The sequence below is a fragment of the Streptomyces sp. AM6-12 genome, assembly GCF_044327085.1.
Taxonomy (GTDB): Bacteria; Actinomycetota; Actinomycetes; order Streptomycetales; family Streptomycetaceae; genus Streptomyces.
The window spans coordinates 268,317-275,322 of sequence record NZ_JBIQWN010000003.1; the positions used below are offsets into that span (position 1 = coordinate 268,317).

5 protein-coding genes and 3 pseudogenes are annotated in these 7,006 nt (G+C 72.2%); 5 read left to right on the plus strand and 3 right to left on the minus strand.

Annotated elements, in window-relative coordinates; all coding sequences use genetic code 11:
* The first annotated feature begins 42 nt into the window (after nt 1-42).
* Nucleotides 43-858, plus strand: coding sequence for a helix-turn-helix transcriptional regulator (locus ACE4Q9_RS34440; RefSeq protein WP_397988614.1), 816 nt, complete (start codon nt 43-45; stop codon nt 856-858).
* A 47-nt stretch (nt 859-905) separates the two neighbouring features.
* Here the strand turns inward: ACE4Q9_RS34440 and ACE4Q9_RS34445 are convergent, their stop codons facing one another.
* A complete protein-coding gene (locus tag ACE4Q9_RS34445; RefSeq protein ID WP_397988616.1) occupies nt 906-1,784 on the minus strand; it encodes an alpha/beta fold hydrolase in 879 nt (292 codons plus the stop codon).
* Nucleotides 1,785-1,921: 137 nt separating this feature from the next.
* Here ACE4Q9_RS34445 and ACE4Q9_RS34450 point away from each other — a divergent pair, with 137 nt between their 5' ends.
* Nucleotides 1,922-3,859, plus strand: a complete 1,938-nt coding sequence (locus ACE4Q9_RS34450; RefSeq protein ID WP_397988618.1) for a BTAD domain-containing putative transcriptional regulator — start codon at nt 1,922-1,924, stop codon at nt 3,857-3,859.
* 111 nt (nt 3,860-3,970) lie between these two features.
* On the opposite strand, the pseudogene ACE4Q9_RS34455 reads toward ACE4Q9_RS34450, so the two are convergent.
* Nucleotides 3,971-4,535: pseudogene (locus tag ACE4Q9_RS34455) on the minus strand (type 1 glutamine amidotransferase domain-containing protein).
* Nucleotides 4,536-4,885: 350 nt separating this feature from the next.
* Nucleotides 4,886-5,128, minus strand: a pseudogene (locus tag ACE4Q9_RS34460) (hypothetical protein); the annotation flags it as partial.
* Here ACE4Q9_RS34460 and ACE4Q9_RS34465 point away from each other — a divergent pair.
* The 3 genes and pseudogenes from ACE4Q9_RS34465 to ACE4Q9_RS34475 all read left to right on the plus strand — a co-directional run.
* Nucleotides 5,120-5,596 (plus strand): annotated as a pseudogene (locus ACE4Q9_RS34465) (integrase core domain-containing protein); the annotation flags it as partial. The pseudogenes ACE4Q9_RS34460 and ACE4Q9_RS34465 overlap by 9 nt on opposite strands.
* A gap of 53 nt (nt 5,597-5,649) precedes the next feature.
* Complete coding sequence (locus ACE4Q9_RS34470) at nt 5,650-6,165, plus strand: winged helix-turn-helix domain-containing protein (protein WP_397982122.1); 516 nt, start codon at nt 5,650-5,652, stop codon at nt 6,163-6,165.
* Nucleotides 6,162-6,752: an IS630 family transposase gene (locus tag ACE4Q9_RS34475; RefSeq protein WP_397982123.1), complete on the plus strand. Its 591-nt coding sequence runs from the start codon at nt 6,162-6,164 to the stop codon at nt 6,750-6,752. The genes ACE4Q9_RS34470 and ACE4Q9_RS34475 overlap by 4 nt, the downstream gene beginning before the upstream one ends.
* The last annotated feature ends 254 nt before the right edge of the window (nt 6,753-7,006 follow it).

A 7,006-nucleotide genomic window follows, 5' to 3' on the forward strand; every position in this document is an offset into this window, starting at 1 on the left:
CAGCCTGTACCAGGCAGCGGATCAGGCGGGGGAGGAGGCGACATGGCGCGGCAAGAGCTGGCCCACTACCTGCGGGATCGCCGGGCGGCCCTGCGTCCGCACGACATCGGCCTGGCGGCGACGGGCACCGACCGCCGCACACCGGGTCTGCGCCGCGAAGAGGTGGCGGAACTCGCCCACATGTCGGTCGACTACTACACGCGGCTGGAGCAGGCCAGGGGGCCGCGGCCATCGGCCCGGATCCTGGACGCGCTGGCCCGCGCGCTGCGGCTCACGCCGGCCGAGCGCAGCCATCTGTTCCGGCTGGCGGGTTCGACCGCGCCGCCCGGCATCAGCGCCGAGCGGCGGGTGCGCCCGCACGTGGCCCGGATGCTGGAGCGGCTGCCGGACACCGGTGCCATCGTCACGGACGCGGCCTACGACGTCGTCGCCTGGAACCCTCTGGCCCGCGCACTGCTCGGCGCCGACCCCGGAGGCGGAACGACGAACCTGGCCCGCCGCCGCTTCCTGGGCCAGGGGCGGACGTACGAGAGTTCCAGCGCCGAGGAATTCGGGCACATCGCGGTGGCGCGGCTGCGCCGGGCCGCGGACCGCTACCCGCATGACCCGCGGCTGGCCGCGCTGCTGGCCGAACTGCACGCCGGCAGCGAGGAGTTCCGGCAGATCTGGGAGACGCGTCCGGTCCACGCCCCCGGTCACCGCACCAAGATCCTGGACCATCCCCAGGCCGGTGCGGTGCGGTTGAACTGCGACGTCCTGCTCGTGCCCGAGGACGACCAGGAGGTCGTCCTGATGACGGCCGACCCCGGATCACCTGCCGTACGGGCCCTGCGCGGGCTGGCCGCGCAGGCGACCTGAAACGAAGGCTGCGCCTCGGGGTTCTCGTCCGTGGTCCCGGCCAGGGCTCAGCGGAGCAGCAGGTCGCGGATCACCTCCGTGATCTCGCCGGGCGCCTCCTCGGCCATGAAGTGCCCCGCAGCGGTCAGCCGGTGGTCCAGATCCGGCGCCCAGGCGTGCCAGACCGACGCGGCGTCGTAGCCCAGTCGCGCGCCCCAGTCCTGCTGGACGACCGTCACGGGCATCGCCAGCTGGGAGCCGGCGTCCTGGTCCGCCTGGTCGTGTGTGACGTCGATGTCCGCCGAGGCCCGGTAGTCCGCGACGATCGACGGCACGGCCGCGGCACTGGCCCGCACGTACGCGGACCGGACCGGTTCCGGCACGGCGGCCGGATCACCGGACCAGGCGTCGAGGAAGGAGCCGAAGAACGCGTCCGCGCTGTTGGTGATCATCGTCTCCGGCAGGCCCGGCGGCTGCGCCATGAGGAACAGGTGGTAGCCGACCGCCGCCGGGACGCCGTGCAGGACGTTCCACATGTCCAGGGTCGGTACGACGTCGAGGATGCCCAGGTGCGTGAGCGTCTCGGGATGGTCCAGCCCCGCCCGGAACGCGACCAGGGCTCCCCGGTCGTGGCCGACCAGGGCGATGCGCTCATGGCCGAGCGCCGCCGCCAGGGCGACGACATCGGCGGCCATGGTGCGCTTGGAGTACACCTCGGGACCGGTGGCCGCCGGCTTGTCACTGGCGCCGTAGCCGCGCAGATCGGGGCAGATCACCATGTGCTCGCCGGCGAGCCGCTCGGCGACGTGCCGCCACATCAGGTGGGTCTGGGGGAAGCCGTGCAGCAGCACGACCGGGCTGCCCTGGCCGCCGACGGCCGCCGCCAGCTCCACTCCGCCGGCGCCGGGCACACGGACGTAGTCGAAACCGGGGATGGCGAGAGTCATGAAGGGTCCGTTCCTGGCGTCGGGGGACCGGCGTAAGCCTTGGTCCGGGGAGTGACGGAGTCAGCGTGGGCGACGGCGATCAGCAGCCGATCAGTACGCTTCGACGCCGCGGCCCCGCGGCACGGAAGATGGAGGGCATGCGAATCGACGTCCTCGGTGCCGTACGGGCTCTGCACGACGACGGCACCCCGGTCGACCTGGGCGGACCCCGCCACCGCGAGGTCCTCGCCCGGCTCGTCGCCGCCGGGGGACGGATGGTCGCCACCGACACCCTCGTGGCGGACCTGTGGGCAGAGCCCCCGGTGCGGGCCGTGGGTGCGTTGCGTACGTTCGTCGCCGCGCTGCGCCGCGCCGTCGAACCCGGCCGGCCGCCCCGCACCCCGCCGCGCGTCCTCGTCACGGAAGGACCCGGCTACACGCTGCGCCTGCCGCGCGACGGCGTGGACGTCCACCGGTTCGAGGACGCCCTGGCCCGCGCCCGGCGCACCCCCGACGCGCTGACCGACCTCGACGCGGCCCTCGCGACCTGGCGCGGCCCGGCCTACGCCGACGTGACCGGCTCCGCATGGGCCCAGCGCGAACGGGCCCGACTGGAGGAGCTGAGGCTGGAGGGGGCGGAACTACGCGCCCGCCTGCTGCTCGACTCCGGTTCCGGAGCCGAGCTGGTCGCCGAACTCGGCGCCCACGTCACCGAACACCCCTGGCGTGAACCGGCCTGGGAGTTGCTGGCCCGCGCGCTGTACCGGGCCGGCCGCCAGGCGGACGCACTGGCCACCCTGCGCCGCGCCCGCACCATGCTCGTGGACCGGCTCGGGCTCGACCCCGGCGCCGGCCTTCGGCGCCTGGAGACGGACATCCTCCGCGGAGCCGCCACCCTCCAGCCCACGGCCTCCGTATGGACCGCAGGGGTACGACTCGGCCCGCGCACCACCGTCGAGCTGGCCCGCACTCTCGCCCTGGCGGGTGGAGACGCCCTCATCCACTCGCGCCGCGACCGCCTCGCCGCCGTCCAGGCGGCGGAGCGCACCGGAGACCCCACCCTGACCGCCCGCGTCATCGGCGCCTACGACGTGCCCGCCCTGTGGAGCCGGGCCGACGAGCCCGAGCAGTCCCGCGCCGTCGTCGCGGCGGCCGAACGCACACTCACCGCGCTCGGCACCGGCGGCCCCGCCGAACTGCGCGCCCGCCTGCTGGCCACCGTCGCGGTCGAAAGCCGCAGCGCCGATCTGTCCGCGATCGAGCAGGGGCGCGCCGGGCAGGCGGCACGCGAGGCCGAGGCGCTCGCTCGGGACCTGGGCGATCCGGCCCTGCTGGCGTTCGTCCTCAACGGGGTGTTCCTCCAGTCCTTCACCCGGCCCGGACGCGCGGCGGCACGGGACGTCATCGGCGCCGAGATCCTCGATCTGGCCACCCGCCACGACCTGCCGGATTTCGCCGTGCTCGGCCGCCTCATCCGCCTCCAGTCCGCCTCAGCCCTCGGCGACCTCGACACCGCGGCCGCACACGCAGAGGCCGCCGAGCACCTCGCCGTCAGCACCGAAGCCTGCGACGTCCCCGTGCTCACCGGCTGGTTCCGGGCCCGCGTCACGGCCGCCCGCAGCACCGAACCGGGCGGGCCGACCGCCGCCACGGCCGCGGCGCACTACCGCGCCGCCGAACACGCCCTCGCCGAGACCGCGGGCATGCCCGGTCTGCACCGCGGCCTGTTCGCCGTCGCCCTCCTGGGCCTGCGTCTCCTGCACGAACGTCCCGCGCCCACCGATCCCGCCCTCGACTGGGGCCCGTACCGCCCCTGGGCGCGCCCCTTGGTGCTGCTCGCCCACCACCGTGACGAAGAGGCCCGTACGGCCCTGACCATGACGCCCGAACCGCCCCCCGACCACATGCAGGAAGCACTCTGGTGCCTGACCGCTCACGCCGCCGCCCGCCTCGGCGAGCGCCAGCTCGCCGCCCGCGCGGCAACGGCCCTGCGCGACGCCCGCACCGAACAGGCAGGCGGGGCCAGCGGGATGCTGACCCTGGGGCCGGTGGCGCGGTACCTGGCGGAGGCGGAGGCGTGCGCCGGCGGACATTGACCAGGCCACCGCCATCGATGCCAGCTCCCGTCGCCCGCCGCGCCGGTCCACAGCCGATCACCTGCGGGCCGAACGCGTCACCGACGCCTTCGAGCCGCTCTCGCTGCCCAGTCAGGCGCCGGACACCGGGTGGCCGGCCTGGGCGAACTGCTCGACGATGGCGGAGCAGAAGGCCGGCAGGTCCGCGGGGGAGCGGCTGGAGGTGAACTGACCGTCGATGACGACCTCTTCGTCGACGACCTCGGCTCCCGCGTGACGCAGGTCCGTGCGGATGCTCGGCCACGAGGTGAGTCGGCGTCCGCGCACGACATCGGCCTCCACCAGGGTCCACGGGCCGTGGCAGATCGTGGCCACGGGCTTCCCCGAGTCCACGAAGGCCCTGACGAAGCCGACGGCGTCCTTGTCGACGCGGAGTTGGTCGGGGTTCATGGTGCCGCCGGGCAGCAGCAGGGCGTCGTAGTCGCCGGCGGAGGCGTCCGAGACGAGCCGGTCGACGGGGAAGGTCCTGCCGGGTTCAGGTCCCACTGGCGGGCCTGGATTTCTCCGGGATGGATGGAGAGGACCTCTGTCTCCGCCCGGCGCCGTGCAGGGCGCCACGCGGTTGTTCGAGCTCGACGCGCTCGACGCCGTCGGCCGCCAGGATCGCGACCTTCTGGCCGCGCAGTTCGTGTGCCATCACGCTCATCCCTTCAGTGAGAGGCTGGTGAGGGCCGTCGCCCGGCCGCAGCGCGCACGCGAGGCGCGCCATGGGCTTGGCGGGTCCGCCGTCCGCCCTGCCGGGCCTCGCGCCGTCTGCCGGCTGACCTGTCCCGGTGAAGCGGACGGACGGCGGCTCCCGCCAGGCTCTCGAAAGCGGCACGACGGAGTCCGTGGCCCGGCACGCCTCTACGGGCCGCTCATCCGGATCAGGTGGAAACGGTGGTCTCGCCGCCGGCCCGTCAGGCAGAGTTACGGCACTCCGGCGACGTACCGCGCGGGTCCCCGTCGTCTGTCGACGCGAAACAGCCACGCACCGATCGATCGGGTCTACTTCGTGGGCCGGTCGCCGTTGTCGTCGCGGAGCATGTCACGACGTTCCTGTTCGCGCTTGGAGAAGGCGGCTGCCCGGATCGCCTCCGCGCTCTCGAAGCCGGATCCCAGCGCCCCGCCCACGGTGGCGATCGAGGTGACGAGCCAGGCCAGTGTCCAGTACTCCGTGGCGTGCAGCGGGGATCGCGTCATGGAAGTCAATACGCGGTCGTTGAGAATGAACAGCGCCGACACCAGATGCGGGTTGAGGGGATGGGTGAGTGCGGCAGGGAGTCCGCCGCCCTGGACGACCACAGCCGCCTGGCCTACACCGACCACCTGCCCGACGAGACCGCCGCCACCTGCGCCGGCTTCCTCCCCCGGGCTACCGCCTGGTTCGCCGCCCAGGGCGTCACCGTCGAACGGGTCCTGACCGACAACGCCTGGGCCTACACCACGAACACCTGGCGCGACACCTGCCGCGAGCTGGGCACCGGTCCCCGCTGGACCAGGCCCTGGCGCCCCCAGACCAACGGCAAGGTCGAACGCTTCCACCGCACCCCGCTCGACGAATGGGCCTACCAGCGGCACTGCACCTCAGAAGCCGAACGACAGGCTACGTTTCCCGACTGGCTCGACTGGTACAACTACCACCGACCCCACATCGGCATCAGCGGCCAACCACCCGCCAGCCGCGTCACCAACCTCTCCGAACAGCACACCTACTGATCTTTTCGTAAGTTCGGTGGGTGTGCTGGGTCTGTGGGTGGAAGGATGTCCGGGTGGCTTATCGACCTTCCCCCTCGGCTGCCGGCTCCTCTCTTCCTCCTTTGTCAAGGCCGCAGTTGGCGGAGGCACGGCGTGTTCGGGCAGTCGAGTTGTTCGAGGACGGCGTCTCGAACGCGGAGATCGCGAGGGCCGTAGGGGTGTGTAGCGAGAGTGTGCGGCGCTGGCGTCGGGTGTGGGAGCAAGGCGGTGCTTCGGCCCTGCGGCGGCGTGCGGCCACCGGACGCCCGCCCAAGCTGGACGACACCCAGGTCGAGAGGGTCCGGGCCGCGTTGGAGCAAGGTGCCCAGGCTCATGGTTTCGAGGCCGACCTGTGGACGCTGGAACGAGTCGGCACGGTCGTCACCCGGGCAACGGGGGTGGTGTTGTCGAGGGCGTCGGTGTGGCGGCTGCTGACCGGCCGGCTCGGATGGAGCCTGCAGCGGCCCGAGCGGCGGGCGGTCGAGCGGGACGAGTCGGAGATCGCCCGCTGGATCGCGCACGAGTGGCCGCGCATCAAAAAGGGGCCGTGAACACACGTGCCTGGATCGTCTTCCTCGACGAATCAGGTGTCTCCCTACTGCCTCAGATCCGCCGCACCTACGCACCCCGTGGCCGGACCCCGCTGCTGCGGCACCGCCTGAACTGGAAACGGGCGTCGATGGCCGGAGCCCTGGGTTACCACTCCACCGACCCCGATCGCGGGGCCCGCCTGTGCTTCCACCTCAAGCCCGGAAGCTACGACACCGCCGGGCTCATCGAGGTCCTGGAGCAGATGAAGGTGTTCTACCGCGGCGAGCGAGTGGTCCTGGTCTGGGACGGCCTGTCGGCCCATTGGAGCCGGGCGATGCGGGCTTGGGCTGCCGAGCAGGACTGGATCACTCTGGAGCGATTACCCGCCTACGCTCCCGAGCTGAACCCGGTGGAACTGCTGTGGTCCTCGCTCAAGAAGCGTGAACTGGCCAACCTCGCCGGCGACCACCTCGCCGATGTCGCCGACGCCACCGAACAAGGCATCCACCGCATCAACCACAACCCACAACTGCCATGGTCCTTTCTCACCCACACCGGCCTGACCATCCACCCAGCACACCCACCGAACTTACGAAAAGATCAGTAGCGGCTCGTCCGCGTGGTTGCGCCGGTTGGCACAGGGCGTTAAGCGCATCCTGGCGCCGGTCGCGGCAGGGGCTGTTGCGGTCGGACACTCCCGCTGTCCTTCCCCGACGTCCATCGAGCGCGAACTTGTGCCGCATCGGAGTGGATTATCCCTGATTGCTGATCCTTCCGGTTCTGGTCCGTGCATGTTGCTGACGCTTGCCTCGCTGTCTGGCGTCCGGCCCGTACTGCAGGGTGGAAGGGCATGAACTGTAC

Excerpts from the sequence above, each read along its gene's own strand:
- ACE4Q9_RS34450 (WP_397988618.1), top strand. The coding sequence starts at position 1,922 with ATGCGAATCGACGTCCTCGGTGCCGTACGGGCTCTGCACGACGACGGC.
- ACE4Q9_RS34440 (WP_397988614.1), top strand. The coding sequence starts at position 43 with ATGGCGCGGCAAGAGCTGGCCCACTACCTGCGGGATCGCCGGGCGGCC.
- ACE4Q9_RS34445 (WP_397988616.1), bottom strand. The coding sequence starts at position 1,784 with ATGACTCTCGCCATCCCCGGTTTCGACTACGTCCGTGTGCCCGGCGCC.